This is a genomic window from Paenibacillus rhizolycopersici (assembly GCF_014947195.2).
GTDB classification, from domain to species: Bacteria; Bacillota; Bacilli; order Paenibacillales; family Paenibacillaceae; genus Fontibacillus; species Fontibacillus rhizolycopersici.
This window is the reverse complement of sequence record NZ_JADCNN020000050.1, coordinates 1-660: the sequence shown is the minus strand read 5'-3', so window position 1 is coordinate 660 and position 660 is coordinate 1. Positions and strand designations below refer to the sequence as shown.

At 53.5% G+C, this 660-nt stretch carries 6 tRNA genes; all 6 read right to left on the bottom strand.

The annotated features are described in order from the left end of the window. Positions 1 to 14: 14 nt before the first annotated feature. The 6 genes from IM700_RS22935 to IM700_RS22910 all read right to left on the bottom strand — a co-directional run bounded on the left by IM700_RS22935 (position 15) and on the right by IM700_RS22910 (position 594). Positions 15 to 90: transfer RNA gene (locus IM700_RS22935), tRNA-Lys, on the bottom strand. Positions 91 to 112: 22 nt separating this feature from the next. Then, positions 113 to 189 (bottom strand) — tRNA-Asp (locus IM700_RS22930). A gap of 34 nt (positions 190 to 223) precedes the next feature. Then, a tRNA-Met gene (locus IM700_RS22925) sits at positions 224 to 297 on the bottom strand. 20 nt (positions 298 to 317) lie between these two features. Beyond that, positions 318 to 393: transfer RNA gene (locus tag IM700_RS22920), tRNA-Val, on the bottom strand. 20 nt (positions 394 to 413) lie between these two features. Beyond that, a tRNA-Glu gene (locus IM700_RS22915) sits at positions 414 to 485 on the bottom strand. Between the two features lie 17 nt (positions 486 to 502). Next, a tRNA-Ser gene (locus tag IM700_RS22910) sits at positions 503 to 594 on the bottom strand. Positions 595 to 660: the final 66 nt, after the last annotated feature.

The following is a 660-nucleotide window of genomic DNA, read 5'->3' as shown; positions in this document are numbered from 1 at the left end:
AAAGAATATGAAACTGGTGAGCCATGAAGGACTCGAACCTTCGACACCCTGATTAAAAGTCAGGTGCTCTACCAACTGAGCTAATGGCTCGTACAAAGAAGGCATAAAATAATGGCGGAGCCGACGGGATTCGAACCCGCGGTCTCCTGCGTGACAGGCAGGCATGTTAGGCCTCTACACCACGGCTCCACACTTGGATCATGCCATCCTCATTCGAGGATAATTGCGGGGGCAGGATTTGAACCTGCGGCCTTCGGGTTATGAGCCCGACGAGCTACCGGGCTGCTCCACCCCGCGTCAGTAAAAGAGAATCGATATGGTGGAGGCTGAGGGGATCGAACCCCCGACCCTCTGCTTGTAAGGCAGATGCTCTCCCAGCTGAGCTAAGCCTCCATATCTGGGAAGATAAAGAATGACCCGTAGGGGATTCGAACCCCTGTTACCTCCGTGAAAGGGAGGTGTCTTAACCCCTTGACCAACGGGCCACAAACAAAGTCCTTGCTGGCGGAGAGAGAGGGATTCGAACCCTCGAGACGCTTGTGACGCCTACACGATTTCCAATCGTGCTCCTTCGGCCAACTCGGACACCTCTCCATATGAGTTGGTTTCCCCAGAAGAGAAGCAAATATGCAATGCATACATGCTTCCTTCCAGGATGGA